21 protein-coding genes are annotated in these 19633 nt (G+C 55.6%); 14 read left to right on the plus strand and 7 right to left on the minus strand.

The window, feature by feature from the left end:
* Nucleotides 1-72: 72 nt before the first annotated feature.
* Nucleotides 73-960 carry an FAD:protein FMN transferase gene (locus RUESEDTHA_RS19345; protein ID WP_180888308.1) on the minus strand — a complete coding sequence of 296 codons (888 nt, stop codon included), beginning with the start codon at nucleotides 958-960 and terminating at the stop codon, nucleotides 73-75.
* Nucleotides 960-3023 carry a 4Fe-4S binding protein gene (locus RUESEDTHA_RS19350; RefSeq protein WP_180888309.1) on the minus strand — a complete coding sequence of 688 codons (2064 nt, stop codon included), beginning with the start codon at nucleotides 3021-3023 and terminating at the stop codon, nucleotides 960-962. Before RUESEDTHA_RS19350 ends, RUESEDTHA_RS19345 begins: the two co-directional genes overlap by 1 nt.
* A gap of 198 nt (nucleotides 3024-3221) precedes the next feature.
* Here RUESEDTHA_RS19350 and pqqA point away from each other — a divergent pair, with 198 nt between their 5' ends.
* From pqqA to pqqE, 5 genes are read left to right on the plus strand one after another with little or no spacing between them, the layout of a single operon-like run.
* On the plus strand, nucleotides 3222-3329 hold the full coding sequence (gene pqqA / locus RUESEDTHA_RS19355) for a pyrroloquinoline quinone precursor peptide PqqA (protein WP_170537497.1): 108 nt from the start codon (nucleotides 3222-3224) through the stop codon (nucleotides 3327-3329).
* A 26-nt stretch (nucleotides 3330-3355) separates the two neighbouring features.
* The gene (pqqB, locus tag RUESEDTHA_RS19360) at nucleotides 3356-4243 is read left to right on the plus strand and encodes a pyrroloquinoline quinone biosynthesis protein PqqB (protein WP_180888310.1); all 888 of its coding nucleotides are present in this window, start codon (nucleotides 3356-3358) and stop codon (nucleotides 4241-4243) included.
* Complete coding sequence (gene pqqC, locus RUESEDTHA_RS19365) at nucleotides 4240-4968, plus strand: pyrroloquinoline-quinone synthase PqqC (RefSeq protein WP_180888311.1); 729 nt, start codon at nucleotides 4240-4242, stop codon at nucleotides 4966-4968. The genes pqqB and pqqC overlap by 4 nt, the downstream gene beginning before the upstream one ends.
* Entirely contained in the window at nucleotides 4965-5252 is a 288-nt protein-coding gene (gene pqqD, locus RUESEDTHA_RS19370; RefSeq protein ID WP_180888312.1) for a pyrroloquinoline quinone biosynthesis peptide chaperone PqqD, read from the plus strand. Before pqqC ends, pqqD begins: the two co-directional genes overlap by 4 nt.
* Entirely contained in the window at nucleotides 5249-6328 is a 1080-nt protein-coding gene (gene pqqE, locus RUESEDTHA_RS19375) for a pyrroloquinoline quinone biosynthesis protein PqqE (RefSeq protein WP_180888313.1), read from the plus strand. Before pqqD ends, pqqE begins: the two co-directional genes overlap by 4 nt.
* A 21-nt stretch (nucleotides 6329-6349) precedes the next feature.
* On the opposite strand, the gene RUESEDTHA_RS19380 is transcribed toward pqqE, so the two are convergent.
* Nucleotides 6350-7699: a tetratricopeptide repeat protein gene (locus tag RUESEDTHA_RS19380; protein ID WP_180888314.1), complete on the minus strand. Its 1350-nt coding sequence runs from the start codon at nucleotides 7697-7699 to the stop codon at nucleotides 6350-6352.
* A gap of 169 nt (nucleotides 7700-7868) precedes the next feature.
* On the opposite strand from RUESEDTHA_RS19380, the gene gntH reads away from it, so the two are divergent.
* From gntH to RUESEDTHA_RS19400, 4 genes are read left to right on the plus strand one after another with little or no spacing between them, the layout of a single operon-like run.
* Nucleotides 7869-9203 (plus strand): guanitoxin biosynthesis MBL fold metallo-hydrolase GntH, encoded by a 1335-nt coding sequence (gene gntH / locus RUESEDTHA_RS19385; protein ID WP_180888315.1) that lies wholly within the window; start codon nucleotides 7869-7871, stop codon nucleotides 9201-9203.
* A gap of 46 nt (nucleotides 9204-9249) precedes the next feature.
* Nucleotides 9250-9588 carry a hypothetical protein gene (locus RUESEDTHA_RS19390; RefSeq protein WP_180888316.1) on the plus strand — a complete coding sequence of 113 codons (339 nt, stop codon included), beginning with the start codon at nucleotides 9250-9252 and terminating at the stop codon, nucleotides 9586-9588.
* Nucleotides 9569-11242, plus strand: coding sequence for a hypothetical protein (locus RUESEDTHA_RS19395; protein ID WP_180888317.1), 1674 nt, complete (start codon nucleotides 9569-9571; stop codon nucleotides 11240-11242). Before RUESEDTHA_RS19390 ends, RUESEDTHA_RS19395 begins: the two co-directional genes overlap by 20 nt.
* 4 nt (nucleotides 11243-11246) lie before the next feature.
* The gene (locus RUESEDTHA_RS19400) at nucleotides 11247-12509 is read left to right on the plus strand and encodes a HupE/UreJ family protein (RefSeq protein WP_180888318.1); all 1263 of its coding nucleotides are present in this window, start codon (nucleotides 11247-11249) and stop codon (nucleotides 12507-12509) included.
* A 2-nt stretch (nucleotides 12510-12511) separates the two neighbouring features.
* Here the strand turns inward: RUESEDTHA_RS19400 and RUESEDTHA_RS19405 are convergent, their stop codons facing one another.
* The gene (locus RUESEDTHA_RS19405; protein WP_180888319.1) at nucleotides 12512-13360 is read right to left on the minus strand and encodes a Rossmann-like and DUF2520 domain-containing protein; all 849 of its coding nucleotides are present in this window, start codon (nucleotides 13358-13360) and stop codon (nucleotides 12512-12514) included.
* A 209-nt stretch (nucleotides 13361-13569) separates the two neighbouring features.
* Between RUESEDTHA_RS19405 and paaA the strand changes: the two genes are divergently transcribed.
* The 5 genes from paaA to RUESEDTHA_RS19430 are packed head-to-tail and all read left to right on the plus strand — an operon-like array spanning nucleotide 13570 to nucleotide 17173.
* On the plus strand, nucleotides 13570-14565 hold the full coding sequence (gene paaA / locus RUESEDTHA_RS19410; protein ID WP_180888320.1) for a 1,2-phenylacetyl-CoA epoxidase subunit PaaA: 996 nt from the start codon (nucleotides 13570-13572) through the stop codon (nucleotides 14563-14565).
* A 4-nt stretch (nucleotides 14566-14569) separates the two neighbouring features.
* Nucleotides 14570-14860, plus strand: coding sequence for a 1,2-phenylacetyl-CoA epoxidase subunit PaaB (paaB, locus tag RUESEDTHA_RS19415; protein WP_180888321.1), 291 nt, complete (start codon nucleotides 14570-14572; stop codon nucleotides 14858-14860).
* Nucleotides 14860-15630: a 1,2-phenylacetyl-CoA epoxidase subunit PaaC gene (gene paaC, locus RUESEDTHA_RS19420; protein ID WP_180888322.1), complete on the plus strand. Its 771-nt coding sequence runs from the start codon at nucleotides 14860-14862 to the stop codon at nucleotides 15628-15630. The genes paaB and paaC overlap by 1 nt, the downstream gene beginning before the upstream one ends.
* Before the next feature lie 5 nt (nucleotides 15631-15635).
* Nucleotides 15636-16094: a 1,2-phenylacetyl-CoA epoxidase subunit PaaD gene (gene paaD / locus RUESEDTHA_RS19425; protein ID WP_180888323.1), complete on the plus strand. Its 459-nt coding sequence runs from the start codon at nucleotides 15636-15638 to the stop codon at nucleotides 16092-16094.
* 11 nt (nucleotides 16095-16105) lie between these two features.
* Entirely contained in the window at nucleotides 16106-17173 is a 1068-nt protein-coding gene (locus RUESEDTHA_RS19430; protein WP_180888324.1) for a ferredoxin--NADP reductase, read from the plus strand.
* On the opposite strand, the gene RUESEDTHA_RS19435 is transcribed toward RUESEDTHA_RS19430, so the two are convergent.
* Genes RUESEDTHA_RS19435 through paaI form a run of 3 tightly spaced genes read right to left on the minus strand, consistent with a single transcriptional unit; the run spans nucleotide 17170 to nucleotide 19530 of the window.
* Entirely contained in the window at nucleotides 17170-17778 is a 609-nt protein-coding gene (locus RUESEDTHA_RS19435; protein WP_180888325.1) for a TetR/AcrR family transcriptional regulator, read from the minus strand. The two genes, RUESEDTHA_RS19430 and RUESEDTHA_RS19435, sit on opposite strands and share 4 nt — an antisense overlap.
* Before the next feature lie 4 nt (nucleotides 17779-17782).
* Nucleotides 17783-19093 (minus strand): phenylacetate--CoA ligase PaaK, encoded by a 1311-nt coding sequence (gene paaK / locus RUESEDTHA_RS19440; RefSeq protein ID WP_180888326.1) that lies wholly within the window; start codon nucleotides 19091-19093, stop codon nucleotides 17783-17785.
* Between the two features lie 11 nt (nucleotides 19094-19104).
* A complete protein-coding gene (gene paaI / locus RUESEDTHA_RS19445; protein WP_180888327.1) occupies nucleotides 19105-19530 on the minus strand; it encodes a hydroxyphenylacetyl-CoA thioesterase PaaI in 426 nt (141 codons plus the stop codon).
* Nucleotides 19531-19633: the final 103 nt, after the last annotated feature.

A 19633-nucleotide genomic window follows, 5' to 3' on the forward strand; every position in this document is an offset into this window, starting at 1 on the left:
ATGACTAAACGCGCAATCAACGCCTGCTCGTAACACACCAATAAGCCAAGGCCCGGAAACAAAGGGCCTTGGTTAAGCGGTCAAATGTCTGACCCTACCGCCAGAGGACAAGCAGTAGGCGGACGGGTTTCCGTTTGTTTTCGCAAGTGTCCGTTCGATTCCATCCACACTCAGGTAACAAAACGCTGTGGACAGTGCATCGGCGGTTGTTGCATTCGAAGCTTCAACGCTGACAGTCGACCACACCGGCGCGCCGTGGTTTCTGGGATCAAGAATATGGGTGTGCTCTGCGCTCAACCTCATCGCTTGCGGGCTGGATGTTGCGATCGCTCTGTCCTTCAGTTGGACAGTCTGAACTATGCCATGACGAGGGTCGGAAATTCCCAAAGTCCATACCTTACCACCGGCGTGAAACTCTCCGACATTGACCAAAACTTTGGTCCAGCCTGACTGTTTGAGGGCACTGGCAACCATATCTGTCGCATAGCCCTGCGCGATGCCGTTCAGTGTCAATTTCTGACCACGGCCAAGAATAATTCTGTCTGGAGAAATCTTCACACGGTCCCAGCCAATTAAGCCTTTTGCCGCGTCCAGATCTCTGCCCTTGGCCAATGCTTCCCACAACGGTTGAACCGTTGGATCAAATTGGCCACCTGTCAAAGTGTGCGCCTCTTGGCAGGCCAAAAGTAGCTGAAAAAATTGCGGTGATGGGTTGCGCAGGCTGCCTTGGCTGTTCAACTGCGACAAGGCTGAACTGGGGCGATACAGGCTGAATTGGTCCTCACAATCTTGCAGCAACGCGGTCACTTTTTCTATGGCTGCGGCGGCCGTGGCAGGGTCTGCGGCAAAGGTCAGGCTGACTTCGGCACCCAAGGCGTATCCGCGCCAGGTCGTTGTCTGAGCGCCAGCAGGGGCGGCAATTGCAGCGGCAGAGATTGCTAGAAAACGGCGGCGTTTCATCACTTGGCTGCAACCTTTCGTTCCTGGCGGCGGGCGGCAATGATCAATGGGACGCAGCGCTGACGGTCGTCGTGAATTGCGACGCAGTCCAAACATTGGAAGCATTCATCGTACTGGATTTCTCCAGTCTTTTTGATTGCGCCGTATTTACACTTTACCCGGCAAAGTTGGCAGGGTGAACCACAATCAGCCCTGCGGTCGATCCAATCGCGTCCACGTATGAGCCCTCCGATTGCCAGAAACGCGCCTAACGGGCAGACATAGCGGCAAAACCCTTTGAACATGACCATGCCCAGGAACAGCCAAAAGGCGGCATAAGCGACGTAGTACCATTCGCGCACGAAGAAAGTGGTAATAGCGGTTTTGAAAGGTTCGACCTCGGCGGCTTTGTCGATCTGGTCGGGGATCGTAAAAACGACGACGACAAGAGCCGCGAGCACCACGTATTTCAACCATTTCAAACGCTGGTCCCATTTGTCGGACGGTTCTATTTGCGGAATCCGCAGAGCCCTTCCTACATGGTGCGCAAATTCCTGCAGCGCGCCAAATGGGCAGAGCCAGCCGCAAAACAGCCCCCTGCCCCACGCGCCAAGACCAACAATCGAAACCGCCCAAATCAGGAGCGAAAAGGGATCATAGAGAAGAAACGCAAAGCTGCCTCCCTCAAGTGCGGCGCGAAGGGAGCCGAGAACCGTCACGATTGACAATTGCCCCTGACCCCACCACCCGACAAATCCAACGACAACCGCCAGAATGCCCAGGCGGTACGGAGTGAACATTGGCTGGGCGGCAAATGAATTCATTCGGAATCCAAGCGTGGACACCAGCCCAACCAAAAATACCGACAGGATAATCATGTCGGATTGGCGGCTTCTCAGAGCCTCCAACCACGGGGGTGCAGGTTTGATCTGAACGGGCCGGGAAAAGAAACGATCAGGGGTTGTGTGTGAGATTTCGAGTGTTACCGACCCGGTTTCCGGTTGGAATATGCCATGTTCCCGCACAGCCAATACCTTTAGAATCCAGTCCCGCGACGGATCAAAACCCAATCGCCGGTCTGTCCGCAGGATCATGGCAGTGCCATCTGGCGCGCCATCTGCCAATTCAACAAGCAGGTCGGCATCGCGCAGGGCCACTGGCAATCCATCCTGCTCCGCTGAAATCCAATCTGGCGCTGTGTTTCGAACGAATTCATCACTGACAAGGCCGTGTCGGGCGGTTTCGATCAGAAGGATCGGCTCGTCATTGTCCGAAATCTCCATAAAACCCTGCAATTCTTCGAAACTGCCTGTTGAAAGCGCAGCACGGGCAATTGATTTAGGACCCAAGTCCACGATCCACAGGTCGAGATACGGCTCATCCGGGTAATCCTGCGCCTCGGGGTCGTCATCTTCCCACAAAGTGCCAGCAAAAAGTGCTTCCACTTCGGAATTTGACAGCGTTTTGTGGGTTGCGATCCCGGTGGCGATCAAGTCATCCCAAGTCAGGTTTTCGTCATGATCCGGGTTCGGGAAGGCGGGCGGTGACGTTGCCAAGCCCTGCATCTTTTCCCGTGCCACCGCAAGAGCAGCGCCCATGACCGATTCATGCGCGATGCGGACACTGGCCGTGGCCTTGGTCACGCCGTCTAGGTAAACAAGCTGTGATCCCGACGCGGCGTCGCCGTACTGTGTGCCGACCACGATTGAGTCCGAGATCGAATGTCCCCCATACTGCTCAAAGAACTTGTGAAAGGGCGCTTGTCCCAAACCTGAGACAAAGATCGGCTCATTATGCTCAATCAGTTGGACGTCCATGAACCGCCCTTCCAGGTCCAAAACAACCAACATATTGATCGGCGCTCCGGAAAATCCCGGCAAGGGCGCTAAGGGCTCAGTTTCAAAAACAAATCCGGCCTCGATACCGCCCGAATTCAGCAGCGCGTAAACCCCCTTGTCATTCAAGGCATCCCCAAGGGAAAACGGCGCACGAATAAAATCCTCGAGTTTTTCCCGCGGCAGCGGCTCAGCCGCAGCCATCAGGCTGCCGAATAGCAGAATAACAATTGCAACCAGCTTGCGCATGGGCTGAACACTATATTTCCCATCACACTCAGGACATTCGACGAAAGTCCTAAAACGCAGTTTGCCTATCGAGGACCATTGACGATGTGCGTAATGGATCAGACAATGAGATTACAGCCTTACGACCAAAGCAGCATTTTCCCGATAAGGTGCCGGTTGTAGGTTTTTTGCTGTAAGCACCCAGCTGTGGAGGAATCAATGACCTGGAGCACGCCGAAACTGAAGGAAGTGAATTGCGGCATGGAGATCAATATGTATTCTCCGTCCGAGGACGAAGGCCGCGAGCACGAGCGCGACCTGTTCTAATTACTTAAGCTCAGCGGAGGCCCGAGGTGCGATTTTTGGTTCTTGGGGCTTCTGCTGGTGGCGGACTGCCGCAATGGAATTGCGGTTGCCGGAATTGCCGGGACGCTCGTAGCGGGCTTATCCCTCCATCGGGTCAGTCTTCATTGGCTGTGTCACCTGACGGTGAAAGCTGGAGCATTCTGAACGCGTCACCAGACATCCGGCAGCAGATGCTGGACAATCCTCAACTGCATCCCCGATCAATTCGCGACGCACCTGTTGCGTCGGTTCTGCTGACGAATGGGGACATTGACCACATCGCGGGCCTTCTCAGCCTGCGCGAGCAGACGCCGTTTTCGCTGTTTGCCACCGGAGATATTCTTGATGTTTTGGCAGCAAACAGAATTTTTGACGCCGTGAACCGAGAAAAAGTAACACGTTCCCGCATAGCCTTGGACAAAGACTTTGCCCTACAAGACGGTCTGCAGGCACGGTTGTTCGCTGTTCCGGGAAAGGTTCCCTTGTTCATGGAAGGCGAGGCCGTAGACACCGACCTGATGGGCGAACAAACCGTAGGGGTGCGCCTTTCGACAGGTAACAAAGTGGCTTATTATATTCCCGGCTGCGCCCGGGTAACGCCAAAGCTGCTGGATCAGCTTCGTGACGCGGATCAGCTCTTCTTTGACGGAACATTGTATGAAGACGACGAGATGATCCATACAGGCACCGGGGTGAAAACCGGTCGGCGTATGGGACATATCTCGGTCAACGGACCTGAGGGGTCGATCGCGCAACTGGCCGGAGTGACGGCTGCCAAAACGTTCATCCATATCAACAATACAAACCCGATGTTGCAGCCACACAGCCCCGAGCGCGCTGCCGTTGAAAAGGCTGGTTGGTCAATCGCGTTTGATGGGCAGGAGATCGCAATATGAGCCGAGAGACCCTGGAAGCCCGTCTGCGGCAGATCGGACAAGAACGGTATCACGACAAGCACCCCTTTCATCACCGTCTTCACAGCGGGCAGTGTTCACCGGATCAAGTGCGCGCCTGGGTGATCAATCGCTGGGCATATCAAGCCGCAATCCCTTTGAAAGACGCAGCTTTCATGTCGCGTTGCGCGGACCCGGACATTCGCCGTGAATGGCGCTCACGCATCGAAGATCATGACGGCGGCGTTGAAGAAGGTGGCGGCATCCGACGTTGGTTGAAACTGGCCGAAGCCGTGGGGTTGGACCCCGACTATGTTGCATCGGGCCGTGGAGTGCTGCCCGCAACTCAGTTCGCTGTCGATGCCTATGTCCATTATGTCCGTGAACGCCCGATGCTTCAGGCGGTCGCGTCATCTCTGACCGAGTTGTTTGCGCCCAAAATCCACGAACAGCGGATCGAAGGACTGTTGGCTCATTATGAATTCGCAAACGCGGATAGCCTGTCCTATTTTCGTAAACGCCTGACACAGGCACCCAAAGACGTGGCCTTTGGCCTCAACTGGGTGTTGGATCATGCGGATACAGCCGAAAAAGAGGATATGGCCTGCGACGCGCTGATATTCAAAACCAACGTGCTTTGGGCCCAGTTGGACGCGCTATGGGCAGCTTATGTCACGCCGGGCTCCGTCCCTCCCGGTGCGTGGAAGCCCGGAGAAGGCATGGCATGACCCTTACGCTGCGCAAAACCGACCGTCCTTACCTGCCCCGCGGGGTGCGCGTACAACGAGACGAGAAACGCAACCGAACCGTTTTGATGGCGCCCGAAAAAGTCATCGAGTTGGACGATATCGGAGTTGCGATCCTGTCACGGATCGACGGCATAACCAGACTTGAAGACTTGGTTCAGGATTTAGCCGCCACCTACAACGCGCCAGCCGAACAGGTGGAACCTGATGTCCAGCGATTTCTGCAGGCCTTGCGCGGCCGCCTTTACGTAATGGTGCAGGAATGACCCCATCTGCGCCAATAGCCCTGCTTGCCGAGCTGACACATCGCTGTCCGCTTAGTTGTCCCTATTGCAGCAACCCGGTCGAGTTGGAGCGTAAAGAAACCGAACTGGATACGGAAACGTGGAAAGAGGTCCTGGGACAAGCGCGCGACCTTGGTGTTTTACAAGTGCATCTGTCCGGTGGAGAGCCTGCTTCGCGCCGCGACCTCGAAGAACTTACGGAACACGCGGCGGGGCTTGGACTTTACACAAATCTTATCACATCGGGCATCGGATTAACACCTAGGCGTCTGGACAATCTGGAAGCCGCAGGACTGGATCACATCCAATTGTCGCTTCAGGGCACAAACGCCAACCTTGCAGATATTATCGGCGGGTATCGCGGTGGTTTCGATCGCAAGATGAGCGTTGCCAAAGACATCCGCGAAAGGGGCATTCCGCTTACGCTGAACGCGGTAATGCACCGGAAAAATCTGGATGATCTGGACCGGACCATTGAAATGGCCGTCGAACTTGGCGCGCGGCGGCTTGAGGTTGCTTGTGTCCAATTTCACGGCTGGGCGCTGCAGAACCGCGCCGCTCTTCTGCCGACTCGGGAACAGACCCAGGCCGTGAAGGAAACAGTGGCCGAGGCCGCCCGTCGGTTGCAGGGGGTTCTGGCCTTTGACTTCGTCCCACCAGATTACTATTCCGATTTTCCCAAGGCCTGCATGGGCGGGTGGGGATCAACCGGTTTAAACATCACGCCCAATGGTACGGTTCTGCCCTGCCACGCAGCACAGACGCTGACCCATCTCAGGTTTGAAAACGTACGCGACATCGGGCTTGAAGATATCTGGTACAATAGCCAAGCCTTCAACGCCTATCGCGGAACAGATTGGATGCCCGAACCCTGTCAGAGCTGCGACCGAAAAGAGCTGGATTTTGGCGGCTGCCGGTGTCAGGCCCTTGCGTTGGCTGGCGACGCCGGAGCAACGGATCCCGTATGCAGGAAATCGCCCCTTCACGCGAAAGTCACTGAAATTTTGCATCAGGAACCAAACGCGCACGATAGCGACCTAGTTTACCGAAAACTTTGACCCTTGATAATTGGCGGGGCTTTATTGCGACGCCGCTGTTTCTTGCGACGGTCCAGTCCACCCTAATGCGACCAGCCTATCAATGACCGCCGCTGCATGTGCGTCATTCCTGTAGATACTTTTCAACATCGCATCGACCGGCACTTCCGGCCAGGCAAGCTCCAACTCTGCCAGTTTCGCGCGCGCCTCTGACTCGCGCCCCAAAGCCGCTAACGAAGCGGTCACATAAGCCAATGACGGCGCGCTGAGAGGGTCGCCTAGCTCCTTCGCCTCTTCAAACCTTGCGATCGTCGTTTCAAATTCACCTAGATGAAAATGTGCGGCTCCAGAGATGTTGCGATTGGCAAACCGTTGATTGCTGGACTCCAGCAAAGACAGACGATCCGCAATTTCGACCGCTTCTTTGAAGTCACCCGAAAACAGGGCAACGGCACCCAGAAAATCCAGAATGGCACCGTCCGCCGGGTCAAGCTGGGATGCACGCCGCCCAAGCGTCAAAGCCGCTTCATAATCGCCATTGGCAAAATAGGCCCAGCTTTTTGCCGACTGGCTCCACCCTTGCTCGGGTGCCAGTTGCATCGCTTTGTCCGCGAAATCCATAGCGGCCGTCGCATAGTCAGCTTTGGCCTGCAACTCGGGGATCAAGATGGACAGCGTCGCCAGAGTCTGTGCCGCCCCAGCGTACCCTCCGAAATAGGTTCCATCCATTTCGATGACCCGTTCAAACACCGAAAGGACCAGTATCTGTCTTGGCAAATCAAAAATCGGGAAAGTCATAACGCGCGCCTGTTGTGCCAGGTTGTAGGCCTGCAAAGCGGACGGAGACTTTTCATAAATCGCGGCATTCCGTAGCAAGTCGGGCTTTCCCACCGCAACACTATCAGGCTTTGAACCGGAACCCCGCTCCGACGTTACAGGCAAAAAGCTGACCGCCAAGACCGCGCCCAAAATCGCACCTGCGGTAAACGCCGCAAGTGGCAGCCAGAGTGCTTTTTCTGACTTACGGGGATCGGGCTGAATACGTTTCGTCGCAGGTTCAAACCGTGGGCGATACCCTCCTGTGTCGATGTACAATCGAACAGGGTCAAACTTGCCGACACCCTCGTAATACAGTTCCAGAAGCTGCCGAAGTCGCCGTGCGTCTACGCGGACGACATTTTCCGGGTCTATGCCTTCTGTCGTGTCGCGGTCATAGACATCCTGCGCGACCGTCTTTCCGCGAATATCGGCCCCCCGCCCCGCGATCTCTTCCTCAACCACATAGGTTAGAAACGAACGCAACCTATCCGCGCCATCGAAATGCGTATCGTCCAACACGTTGGCAAGCGCACGACGCTTGTCTTGTTCCGAGATTCCATCTGAAGCGGCCATCACATTCAGATAATTGCAATTAATTCGACGTGAGTCACCCGGATTCTCACCGTGAGTCACTTACGTGGGGTGCCATTAAGGTGCAGAATTAAAAGGCTACACCCCGCAGATAAGCCTAACTGGTCTGCGATCCGAATTGCATTGTCATTTGATCACAAAGGGGAAATCCATGTCACGGCGCACACGTTTTTCACATCTCGGCAAACACTTTTCGATCGGGCTGGTCTTTGGCGCGTGGGCCATAGCGCCCCAGACTTTCACCGACGCCATAGAGGCTTTGTTCGTACCAGGTGCCGCCTATGCACAAGAAACCCAGGAAGTTTCGCCAACAATGGTGCGCGACCGCCCGCGTGACGTTTATTACCCGAACACCGAAGATCTGGCTGAAGACGAGATGCGGGTCATCGCCTGCGGCACCGGGATGCCAACCACGCGTGCAGCACAGGCTGCGGCGTGTTTCCTTGTTGAATTGGGGAACGGCGACAAGTTCCTGTTCGACATCGGATCAGGTTCAGCGGAACGGATTTCTTCGTTGCAAATCCCCTACAACTATTTGGACAAGGTCTTTATCGGGCACCTCCACACTGACCATTTCGGGGCCTTGCATGACCTCTTTATCGGCGGGGCATTGATGGGGCGAAACGTGCCATTGCGCGTGTGGGGGCCAAGCGGCCCGGTCGAGGAACTCGGCACGGCATATGCGTTGGAGAACATGCGCAGGATGCTGACATGGGACCTTGCAGCAAGGGCGGGAAACACGGATTTCCGAGGCTATAGCCTCGAGATAAACGAGTTTGACTACACCGGCGAGAACCAGATTGTTTATGAAAGCAACGGTGTGACCATCCGTTCCTTCCCGGCAATTCACGCTATTGATGGGTCAGTCAGCTATTCATTGGAATGGAACGGTCTGAAGTTTGTTTTTAGTTCTGACACGTATCCTAACAAATGGTTCAAGGAACACGCGCAAAATGCCGATCTTGCGATCCATGAGTGTTTTATTGCGGTGCCTGAATTGGTCACGAAAATGAAATTTACGCCCGAGTCCGCCCTTCTGGTGGGAACCCAAGTTCACACGGCGCCCGAAGCCTTTGGAAAAGTAATGAGCGACATAAAACCCCGCATGGCCGTCGCCTACCACTTTTTCAATGACTTCGACACGGCCAACGGTGTCTATGAAAGAATACGCTCCACTTATGACGGACCGTTGACCCTTGCAGACGATTTCATGGTCTGGAACGTCACCAAGGACGACATCTCAGTTCGCATGGCGGTCACAGAAGAACACACATGGGCGCCGCCACTGGCCGCACCCGCACAGGCGCCCGATATGCAAGACCGTATCAATTTCTCGGAAAAAGCAGGCGTACCACAAGAGGTCATGACGTTTTCACAGTTCACTCTGGACGGGATCGACGATGTGGATGATGTGCTCCGCCCAATCTACGAAGAAGCGTCAGAAGTATTGGGTCAAACGTTCCCCTACCCCGGAGATGAACAGTAAATCGACATCGCCGGATTCGGGGCGGGTATGACCGTGGGTGGAACCGATGGTTGCCATTCGCCACGTGTCAGACATAAATGAACGGTGGAACCTCACCGCCCGAGGTGGACTGATCAGGTTCGACGTGAACGGGGATGATCAGCGATACCTCGTTCTGGCCGGGTTTGACTGGGAAGGTTGGGAGGACACACAACTTCGCTTTGGGTATCAGTTCCATGTTGTCGACTTTTCGGCAGATCGGTCTGACGGAGAGTTTGATTATGACGTCGGTCAAAACGGTCTTTATGCAGCTATCACTTTTCGTTTCCAAGACGCTCGCACGCTCGGTGAACTGGTGTTTTTGGGCATTGTTTTTGGCCTGCGTGTTGACCAGGCCCAAGGATAGTGCCGCAGACCTCGTGTCCCCTTATGGCGGCGAAACCGCTCCCAATTTTGCAGAGCTGTTGGTCGAAGCCGACCGCGTTCGCGTCGTGCTGGAAATAGATCTTAGCGACTATCCGTTTTTTGTTGCGCCTGATGACGGAACAGGGCGCACGCTGGCCGCCCGGACGGGGCGGACATTTGGTGTGGCAGCAGACGGCAAAACTCTGACCCCAGTGGTTCGGTCGATAGATGTTCGCAGCAGAACACCCAGATTGACCGCCGCCAGCAAAGTCATAGCCCCGCGCCCCCGAAGCGAAGACGTTGTGTTTGTTGAAATGGAATTCCAATTCCAAGGCCAGCCGACACAGATCACGTTTACGCCGCCACTAAATGAAAACGGCATTCCCTTGGCCTCAATCGGTATGGTCGCCGAACATCTTGGGGTCCCCGTTACCGATTACCGGTACCTGTCTCGCCCGGAAACAATGCTGCCCAACTGGGAAGACCCATGGTTTACAACCTTTGAAAACCCGAATCTGACCCGCCATCACAAATCCCCGCTCATGTCGTTCCTGTCGATGGAGCCCCGAGAGGTTCGCCATGAAATTATCTTTCGACTGAAGGACTTTGAAGCATGGGCAGATCTGAATTTGGGCGCGGCGGAACGCCTTTCACCGGATCAGGTTGCGCAGGTGAAATCGGAAGCTGCATCCTTTTTTGAACAGCACAACCCCCTGTCAATCAACGGTACAAGCGTATTGCCCCGCGACGTTCAGGTCTCGCGGATCGCGGTCGGCGCGGACGGGTTGCGCGTATTACCCGACGAAGCCGAGGCGCAACGGACAACCATGTTGATGGGCGCTGTATTGTCCTATCCACACGCAACGCTGGCTGATCGCGTAGAAATGACCTGGCAACTTTTCCCTGACGGGACCGACATCATTCCTATAACCCTGAGCGATCCTGCCGGGGCCGTCCCCTCGCAAATCTACAAGTCGGACCCGACCGTGGTCTGGAACAATCATCTGACGTCTTGGGAAAACCCCAAAACGCGGCCCGTTGTCGTAAATTCCGCTGGTTTGATATCCCTTCCCATGGTTTCGATCGGCTTTGGCTTGGCTGCCCTAATTTGCGCGGTGCTTGCGCTGCGCGCTGCCGATAGTCGACGAACCGTTTTTGCTGCCATGCTCGGTGCCTTCGCAACGGCGGCTCTGCTGACCATACCAATCCGCTATGCCGTGCCAATGGTGACGGCCACTGCACCTGATGACGCGACCACTCATCAAGTTGTGCAGGGTCTATTGGGCAACCTGAGCGTCGCGATGCTGGAACCCGATATAAAAGGTGTGGAAGCGGCGTTAGAGCCGTTTGTCACACCCGACAATCGCGATCAAATTCGCGATGAGCTGCGTCGAGGCCTATCCGTAAGCCTACCCTCGGGGGCTTTGGCAAAGACCGACAAGATCGTCGATCTGCGGATTGAGGGGCTGTCGTCCGGCGAAGACAGAAACTCGCACCAGATTATCGCGAATTGGACAGCAAGGGTCAGCGGCGGCCATTGGGGACATCTGCATCAGCAATCAGTGCTGTTTCGCGGATTGATGAACGTATCGCGGCATGGCGACCAATGGCATCTGGATGGGCTGACCGTCCTGAACGCGCAGAAGCAAGGATGACATAATGCGATTTGCAATACACTTTGCGGTTCTGGTTTTATCATTTCTGCCTGTCGCAGGTGGGGCCTGGGCGCATTTTAACCTGAACCAGAATGTTCGCATATTTCATATCGTCCAGGACGACAGCGGGCTAAATGTGATGCTGCGCACGCCGATGGCTTATATTCTGGCGGATAAAGTTGGGCCTGCCGGGGCAGACGGCCTGCCCCGCCCTGCACCTTTCACAACCAATGAATTGCAAGACGGTGTTGTCATGCACCTGGTCGATGTTGAGGCACTCAGGCGCGCGCCATTTGCCCTTGCGGATATTGTCCTCGACGAGCTTGTAATCGAGCAGGCCGATGGTCGGCTCCAAGGTCATATCGTCAATCTGAACGTCTATCCCATCGGCCAAGAGCCAGGATTTGCGACAAAAGCCGAGGCAACAGAAGCCTTGGCAGCGACTGCCATCAACATAAGTAGCGATCAGCAAGTTTACGTGGGTGATGCCGTCGTTGATATATGGCTGACGTTCGGGGATGCGTCAGATGCCGCCTATGCGCTGTCGATGTTGTCAAACCCCGGTCTGGCGGGTCAGGACGAGACCGCCAACCTTATACTGAATTATCACAACGGCGAAACGCGAACCTACCGCGCCAAGGGCTTGCTGGCCGAACCTATCGAAATCACTGGAACAGCATCCTCTGCCGCTGCGACTTTTGTCGTTGAAGGCGTCCGGCACATAATTGAGGGCATTGATCATGTTCTGTTTGTCCTGTGCATGGTAATCGGATCGCTGAACTTAAAGGCCCTGCTTGCGCGGGTGACAGGTTTCACGCTGGGCCACAGCGTTACGTTGATCATGGGGTTTTTCGGTCTGGCACCTTCTGCCCCTTGGTTCATTCCGGCCGTTGAAACGGCAATCGCCATGACCATCATTCTAGCGGCCGCCGACGCCGTGTTTCAAAGATCGGGGGGCAAACACTCATATCTTGTTGCGGCTGGCGTAACGGCTGGTGTCGGGCTTTTGCACGGGTTTGGGTTCTCGTTCATGCTGCGCGAAATTCTGAAAGTTGACGCGGACAATGTTTGGCAAAGCCTTCTGGCCTTTAATGTCGGCGTCGAGATCGGACAGTTGATGATCGTTCTGGTGACATGGCCGTTGGTAGTAATCCTCAGGCGAATGCCAACATCCGTTTGGATCGGGGCCCGGGCTTTCATTGCCGCCTCGATTTCGGTTGTTGCATTGATCTGGGTTGTTGAGCGCTTTTCCCTGCTGATCGCTTAAAATCAGCCCCCTGCTGAGCGCGTTTTTCCACCTTTGCTCAGGGACTTTGCCAACGCGCTCAGATCGCCGTAAATGCGCCCAGCCACAGGGTGCCAGTCGCCGACATCCCGGCCTTGCGTTTCGACCACAAAATCATCGCCCCTTGCCGCCGGACCTGTCAGAGCGGCCTTGGGTCCTTGCGCGCAGACATTTTCGCACGTCCCGCTCAGCAGCGTTTCGTTCAACTGTTGGGCGACGTCATCCGGAACGCCAGCCGCGTCCCATGCTTCACGTGCAATCGCTTGCAAAACGACCGTGAAGTTGTTCGAAATGACCGCCGCGGCGTGGTACAGGCTTTTACCTTCAGACTTGATAGGAAAGCACTTGGCACCAAGTGCTTCAAACATCGTTGTCGCCACTGCCGTCGCTTCGGGATCACCTTCAACACCGCAAAGCACCCCATCGAACTGACGCGCGGCGGCACTTTGATCAGCAAAAGACAGAACCGGGTGAACACTGGCCAGCCGCCAGTTCAAGGATCGCAGTGGTGCCATCTGATCGGCAGGAAAGAATCCGCTGCAATGCAAGGCCACCGAAGGCGTCGGGCTGGCTGAATAAGCCTCGGCAATCTGCTCGGCAACGCGATGAATCTGAGTATCCGGTACGGTCAGTATCCAAACATCCGCCGGACGCAACTCAGCAAAATTATCAACGGCCCTGCCCTGACCGATCAGCTCAACAAAATCCTGCGCAGATTGCATACGCGCATTCAAAACATCTTGGAGAATGTAGCCGTCTTTGGCCTGCATAAGCCGGGCAATCGTTTGACCCACCCGCCCGGCACCAATGATATTCACCGTTGAACTGTGCATGCCGGTCACCTCCTGTTCTGGTCGGGTATTTTATTGATTAGGCGTAGAAATATCTCAAGCAAACCCGCGGAGAATTTAATGTTACAAAAACATTGTAACTTTAGTATTTCCGTAACATAATAGGGTCAACAAGACCCAGTTCTGATCCAAAACAGGATCAGACGCGACCTCCGCATATGCGGATTTTTGCGTTTGAGGAGGACGCAAGCATGTATGCACAGATGGTCAAGTCCACCGGTAAGGGCGTTCAATCTCGGGACGATATGAGCCCCGAGGACAAAGCCTTTCAGGATCGTATCGACCGGGGGGAAAAGATTGAGCCAAAGGACTATATGCCCGAGGCCTATCGTAAGACACTGATCCGGCAGATCGGTCAGCACGCCCATTCCGAAATCGTTGGCCAACTGCCCGAGGGCAATTGGATCACTCGTGCACCGACACTTGAACGTAAGGCCAATCTGCTGGCCAAAGTTCAAGACGAGGCCGGGCACGGGCTTTACCTTTATTGTGCGGCTGAAACACTTGGCGTCAGCCGGGATGAGTTGGTTGAAATGCTGCATTCCGAGCGGATGAAGTATTCGTCCATCTTCAACTACCCCACCCTCACATGGGCCGATATGGGCGCGGTCGGCTGGCTGGTCGACGGGGCTGCGATCATGAATCAGGTTCCGCTGCAGCGTACCTCTTATGGGCCTTATGCCCGCGCAATGGTTCGTATCTGCAAGGAAGAGAGCTTTCACCAGCGTCAAGGCTATCACATCATGATAAAAATGGCGAAAGAGGGCACCGCTGATCAAAAACGCATGGCGCAGGATGCGTTGAATCGGTTCTGGTATCCTGCGTTGATGATGTTCGGTCCGTCAGATAAGGACAGCGTGCATTCCGCACAGTCGATGGCCTGGAAAATTAAAATCAACACCAACGACGAGTTGCGACAGAAATTCGTCGATGAAACCGTTCCGCAGGCCGAGTTTCTAGGCCTGACGATCCCCGATGAAAACCTGCGCTGGAACGACGAGACCGGCCATTACGAATTCAGCGAACCAGACTGGTCGGAATTCTTCGAAGTGATATCCGGCAACGGCCCCTGCAACGCCGAGCGCCTGAGCACACGCCGCAAGGCGTGGGATGACGGCGCGTGGGTGCGCGAGGCGATGCTTGCCCACGCGCGCAAATCCCAGAAACGCTCTCAAGCAGCGGAGTAACCCGATGACGCACGAAAACGAATGGCCCTTGTGGGAAGTCTTTATCCGTGGGCAGCATGGCATGAGCCATCGCCACGTCGGATCGTTGCACGCCGCAGATGCCGAGCATGCAATCCGCAATGCGCGCGATGTTTACACGCGCCGCAACGAAGGCGTCAGCATCTGGGTTGTCGAAGCCAAAGAGATCACAGCGTCCAACCCCTCGGACAAAGGACCGCTATTCGATCCGGCCCGTGACAAGGTCTACCGGCATCCAACGTTTTACGACATCCCCAAAGAAGTTGGGAAAATGTGATGACACTCTCTGCTGCTGAAAACCCTCTGTTCGAGTTCCTTCTCAGGCAGGGGGACAATGCCCTGGTGCTGGGGCATCGAACGTCGGAATGGTGCGGGGTCGCTCCGGTTTTGGAAGAAGATATCGCGCTGGCGAACATGGCTCTGGACCTGATCGGCCAGACCCAGTTGTGGCTGGGATATGCCGGTGAGGTCGAAGGCGCCGGGCGAACCGCCGATGATCTGGCCTTCCTGCGTGAGGTCTACGATTATCGAAATCTTCTGATGCTCGAAGTGCCAAATGGCGACTTTGGGCGGACGCAAATGCGCCAGTTCCTGTTTGACGCCTTTCAGGTACCGTGGCTGACACGCTTGCAGGACTCGACAAACACGCGCGTAGCCGAGATCGCAGCCAAATGCTTGAAAGAGGCGCTGTACCACCTCGATCGATCCTCTCACACGGTGATTGCCTTGGGGGATGGCACGGAAGAAAGTAACCGCCGCATGTCGGACGCGTTGACGTTCCTTTGGCCCTACAGCGGAGAAGTTTTCAAAGTCGATGCCACGGATCACGCCATGGCCGAAGCAGGGGTCGCGCCGCTGCCCTCGGACTTACACTCCGTCTGGCTGGAAACGGTTGAACGCGTGTTGACCGAAGCTTGCCTGACATTGCCCGAGGGAACATTTGCCCAATCAGGTGGGCGCACCGGGTTTCGACACACCGAGCATCTGGGACACATGCTGGCGGTTATGCAAACCCTCCAACGCTCTTACCCCGGAGCAGCGTGGTAGCTGCAATGCCTGTGACCGAAGCACAGATTTGGAACTGGCTCGAAGGCGTCCCCGACCCTGAAATCCCAGTGATCTCGGTGGTCGATCTTGGGGTCATTCGGGACGTGTCGGTGTCCGGCAACGCAGCGACGGTGACCGTTACGCCAACGTATTCCGGTTGTCCTGCGATGGCGGTGATAGCAATGGACATAGAAACAGCACTGGCCGCCAACGGGGTTGAAAACCTGCAGATCCAAACCCGTATCGCGCCACCATGGACGACCGACTGGCTTTCGGAAAAAGCCCGCTCTCGACTGGAGGAGTTCGGCATTGCGCCACCGCAACCCGCGGGTGGACCAACGCGGTGCCCGCATTGCAAATCCGACCAGCTTGAGAAAATCAGCCAATTCGGTTCAACCCCCTGCAAAGCGCAATGGCGTTGCCAGAGCTGTCTTGAACCATTCGACTATTTCAAATGCATCTGAGGTCTTGAGCTATGGCGACGTTTCACCCCCTGACCGTGACGGACATCCAAAAAACCATCCGCGACGCAGTTATTGTGACCCTGAACCCCGAAAACCCGGACAGATTTGCCTTTGCGCCGGGCCAGTACCTAACGTTCAAACGGGACTTCGATGGTGAGGAATTGCGGCGCTCCTATTCTATCTGCGCTGCACCGCATGAAGGTGTTTTGCAGGTCGGGATCAAAAGCGTTGATGGCGGCGCGTTTTCCAACTGGGCCAACACTGAATTGCAAGTGGGCGATGTCATGACTGCAATGCCGCCCATGGGTAATTTTCATGCGGCGTTGGATGCTGATGCCCCGCACTATCTGGGATTTGCGGGGGGATCGGGCATCACTCCGGTTCTGTCAATCCTGAAAACCGCCCTGTCCGAAGACCCCTCTGCCCGGTTTACACTTGTCTACGCAAATCGAACCCCAAACACGATCATGTTCCGGGAAGAACTGGAGGACCTTAAAAACCGGTACCTGCACCGGTTGAACATCGTCCACATACTTGAAGATGACAGTCAGGAGATTGACCTGTTCCGGGGGAGGGTCGACGGCGAAAAATGCGCGGCTCTGTTTCGGCATTGGATCGACATAGGCTCTGTCTCGATGGCGTATATCTGCGGGCCGGAGCCCATGATGCTGGCGATTTCGCAATCGCTCAAGGATCATGGTTTGACAAAGGACCAGATCCGGTTCGAGTTGTTCGCCTCATCCCAACCGGGCCGGGCCAAAACCCGCCCAACGTCAAAAGCCATTGACGATGCAGGCATCAAGGGGCGGGTTACACTGGGCGGCGTTAGCCGCAGCCTGACCATTCCAAAGGATACCAGCCTGTTGGAAGCCGCGCTTGCTGAAAACCTCGACGCGCCTCACGCCTGCAAAGCAGGGGTGTGTTCCACCTGCAAAGCACGGGTGATCGAAGGCGAAGTAGAAATGGTGGCAAACCACGCACTGGAAGATTACGAAGTTGAAGCTGGTTTTGTTCTGACCTGCCAGTGTTTCCCAGTCTCAGACAAAGTAGTGTGGGATTACGATGAGGCAGGCCACTAACTGCCGGCCTGAACCCCGGGCAGACCTGCAACAGTGAATTGCGTGACAGTTTTTGCATAACCCTCGCGATCCGATCGCGTCGCCTTTGGGTGCCACATGTAATACCAATTCAACATGCCAAAAACGGACATCGTCAATTCGCGCAACAACCGGGGCTGCGAACTCAACTTGCCGCCGCTCACCGCATCCAGAATACCGCTCATCTGAGTGACCATATCCTTTTGATAGGCTTTCAGCACCGTCTGCATGGCGTCGGGCAGCAGTGAAACTCCTTCGCTCTGGATGTTGTGTTCATAATCCATCCCTTCATAAGCCAGAAGGTATTCGCGCAAGACCAGATGCAACTGTTCTTCGGGCGGTTTGCCTTCCAATTCGACCGAAGAGACGCGGTCGTTCAATTCGGAGAGATAGGAATCCAGAATATCGAACAGCAACGCCTCTTTACTGTCGTAGTAGTGATAGATGTTGGCCTTCGATATGCCCGCGCTTTTTGCCACCTGGTTCATCGAGGCACGTGCAATCCCTTCGCGGGCAAAAACACTGGCCGCAACCGAAAGGATGCTCTGCCGTTTTTTATCGTGGTCTTTTGCGATCGTACGCGCCACGGGCTCACTCCTTTGGTCTGTTGTCAATGACGCGTCGGGCCTTGCCCTGACTGCGTTCGACAGTGCCGGGCACACCGACACTTACTGTGGTTCCGATCCCTATCGTATCTTTAATCTTCTTAGACAAGGCCCCGGCCATGGTATCCCGTGCGTCATCCGCTGCTGCATCAGGCGCGGCTTCGACATGTACGGTCATCGCGTCCATCCGGCCCGAGCGAGACAGTTCAATCTGGAAATACGGCGCGAGTTCGGGGGTCGCCAGAACCAGTTCTTCGATTTGGGTCGGAAAGACATTCACGCCGCGCAGGATGATCATGTCGTCGGAACGTCCGGTAATCTTCTCCATCCGCCGCATCGACCGCGCCGTTCCGGGCATCAACCGGGTCAGGTCGCGCGTGCGGTAACGTACCATCGGCAGCCCTTCTTTGGTTAGCGTTGTAAAGACCAACTCTCCGATCTCACCGTCTGGCAAGACCTCGCCGGTCTCGGGGTCGATGATCTCGGGGTAGAAATGATCCTCCCAGATGTGCAGGCCGTCCTTGGTCTCGACGCATTCATTAGCCACACCGGGACCCATGATTTCCGACAGGCCATAGATATCAACCGCATGCATATCGAACGCAGCCTCGACCTCAGCCCGCATCGCGTTCGTCCAGGGTTCGGCACCAAAAATACCAACTTCCAGCGAACTGTCCCGCGGGTCTATTCCGGCGGCATGAAACTGTTCAAGGATGTTGAGCATGTAGGACGGGGTCACCATGATCGTACTGGGTTTGAAATCCTGTATCAGCATCACCTGCCGTTCGGTCATCCCACCCGAAACAGGTACGACGGTGCAATTCAATTCCTCAGCCCCGTAATGCGCGCCAAGCCCGCCGGTGAACAGGCCATAACCATAAGCAATATGGACGATGTCACCGGGCTTGGTTCCGCTGGCACGCATCGACCGTGCGACCAGTTTTGCCCAGTTGTCGATATCACCGCGCGTATACCCGACAACCGTTGGTTTGCCCGTTGTCCCTGATGATGCGTGCACACGCACGATCTGTTCACGCGGGACAGCAAAAAGGCCAAAGGGATAGTTGGCCCGCAGGTCATCCTTGTAGGTGAACGGGAACTTCGACAGGTCCGCCAGCGATTTCAAATCATCCGGGTGCACCCCTGCGGCATCAAACCTTTGGCGATAAAAGGGGACGTTTTCATATGCGTGCTTTAACGACCATTGCAGCCGTTGCAGTTGCAAGGCGCGAATTTCGTCGGTGGATGCTATTTCGATCGGGTCGAGCCTGTCTCGGGCTGGCGTCAGGTCTTTCATGGGCTCCTCCCCTATTCCTCAAAAAGCTGGCCCGGAATGGCGCGGGAGCAGCCTCGGAATTCTGCGATCACTGTGTTTTTTTGGTTGGTGACGGTGACGTCATAAATGCCGTTTCGTCCGGTCAGACTGACTTCGCGCGCCTCGGCGAAAAGCCGGTCACCCAATCGGCCCGGCGCAATGTATGAGATATCGTTGTGCTGCGCGACGGTGGACTGATTTTTGCTGTTGCAAGCAAACGCAAAGGCGCTGTCGGCCAGCATGAAGATCACACCGCCATGGCAGATACCATGTCCGTTGGTATGGTGTTTCTCGATCATCATGGACAGTGTCGCCCTGCCCTCATCCACGTCGTCAATGCGCATGCCAACCCAACGGCTGGCGTTGTCCTCGCGCCACATGGCGTGCGCCGCACGTTCCGCGCGCTCTTTAGGCGTCATGCTGGCGGCCTTTGGAATTGAACAAACAAACGACCAACTTTCGCTTCACCCGGCCCGTGCTTCCCACCGTCATGGACACCACATTCTCCTTGATCTTCCTCCG

The organism is Ruegeria sp. THAF57, from assembly GCF_903914075.1.
GTDB lineage: Bacteria > Pseudomonadota > Alphaproteobacteria > Rhodobacterales > Rhodobacteraceae > Ruegeria.

What these genes read in the sequence shown, in the direction of transcription:
- RUESEDTHA_RS19350 (WP_180888309.1), bottom strand. Translation starts at nt 3,023, where the DNA reads ATGCGCAAGCTGGTTGCAATTGTTATTCTGCTATTCGGCAGCCTGATG.
- RUESEDTHA_RS19405 (WP_180888319.1), bottom strand. Translation starts at nt 13,360, where the DNA reads ATGCACAGTTCAACGGTGAATATCATTGGTGCCGGGCGGGTGGGTCAA.
- pqqE (WP_180888313.1), top strand. Translation starts at nt 5,249, where the DNA reads ATGACCCCATCTGCGCCAATAGCCCTGCTTGCCGAGCTGACACATCGC.
- paaI (WP_180888327.1), bottom strand. Translation starts at nt 19,530, where the DNA reads ATGACGCCTAAAGAGCGCGCGGAACGTGCGGCGCACGCCATGTGGCGC.
- RUESEDTHA_RS19380 (WP_180888314.1), bottom strand. Translation starts at nt 7,699, where the DNA reads ATGGCCGCTTCAGATGGAATCTCGGAACAAGACAAGCGTCGTGCGCTT.
- RUESEDTHA_RS19345 (WP_180888308.1), bottom strand. Translation starts at nt 960, where the DNA reads ATGAAACGCCGCCGTTTTCTAGCAATCTCTGCCGCTGCAATTGCCGCC.
- paaA (WP_180888320.1), top strand. Translation starts at nt 13,570, where the DNA reads ATGTATGCACAGATGGTCAAGTCCACCGGTAAGGGCGTTCAATCTCGG.
- paaD (WP_180888323.1), top strand. Translation starts at nt 15,636, where the DNA reads ATGCCTGTGACCGAAGCACAGATTTGGAACTGGCTCGAAGGCGTCCCC.
- pqqC (WP_180888311.1), top strand. Translation starts at nt 4,240, where the DNA reads ATGAGCCGAGAGACCCTGGAAGCCCGTCTGCGGCAGATCGGACAAGAA.
- paaK (WP_180888326.1), bottom strand. Translation starts at nt 19,093, where the DNA reads ATGAAAGACCTGACGCCAGCCCGAGACAGGCTCGACCCGATCGAAATA.
- paaB (WP_180888321.1), top strand. Translation starts at nt 14,570, where the DNA reads ATGACGCACGAAAACGAATGGCCCTTGTGGGAAGTCTTTATCCGTGGG.
- RUESEDTHA_RS19400 (WP_180888318.1), top strand. Translation starts at nt 11,247, where the DNA reads ATGCGATTTGCAATACACTTTGCGGTTCTGGTTTTATCATTTCTGCCT.
- pqqA (WP_170537497.1), top strand. Translation starts at nt 3,222, where the DNA reads ATGACCTGGAGCACGCCGAAACTGAAGGAAGTGAATTGCGGCATGGAG.
- RUESEDTHA_RS19430 (WP_180888324.1), top strand. Translation starts at nt 16,106, where the DNA reads ATGGCGACGTTTCACCCCCTGACCGTGACGGACATCCAAAAAACCATC.
- pqqD (WP_180888312.1), top strand. Translation starts at nt 4,965, where the DNA reads ATGACCCTTACGCTGCGCAAAACCGACCGTCCTTACCTGCCCCGCGGG.
- paaC (WP_180888322.1), top strand. Translation starts at nt 14,860, where the DNA reads ATGACACTCTCTGCTGCTGAAAACCCTCTGTTCGAGTTCCTTCTCAGG.
- RUESEDTHA_RS19390 (WP_180888316.1), top strand. Translation starts at nt 9,250, where the DNA reads ATGGTTGCCATTCGCCACGTGTCAGACATAAATGAACGGTGGAACCTC.
- gntH (WP_180888315.1), top strand. Translation starts at nt 7,869, where the DNA reads ATGTCACGGCGCACACGTTTTTCACATCTCGGCAAACACTTTTCGATC.